The sequence below is a fragment of the Aquibacillus halophilus genome, from assembly GCF_009649745.1.
Taxonomy (GTDB): Bacteria; Bacillota; Bacilli; order Bacillales; family Amphibacillaceae; genus Aquibacillus; species Aquibacillus halophilus.
On sequence record NZ_WJNG01000049.1, the window covers coordinates 1 to 281 of the forward strand.

At 41.3% G+C, this 281-nt stretch carries 1 protein-coding gene; it reads right to left on the reverse strand.

Features of this window, described 5'->3' with window-relative positions; genetic code table 11:
* The coding region (locus GH741_RS21480; RefSeq protein WP_205677362.1) for a carbohydrate binding domain-containing protein at positions 1-281 on the reverse strand (281 nt) is incomplete at both ends.

The following is a 281-nucleotide window of genomic DNA, read 5'->3' on the forward strand; positions in this document are numbered from 1 at the left end:
ACTGTTGCTCCTTCTCCATTTGATTGGACTCGAAGCTTGGAATCTGCGCTAGTATCTACGGTAAATTCCTTTGTCAACGTAAACGCTTCTCCGGCTACAAAATTCACATTGGATAACCATGTATAACTGTCTACGGTTGAGAGAACTACTTGTGCATCAGTTGGCACAGTTACATCACTGTCTACATAACCCGTAACAGTTACTGTGTAGGTCTTTCCGTTTTCTAATCCTATGTCTGTGAAATTGAAATCAGCTGCAGAGTAATCATTCTGTCTGTCACT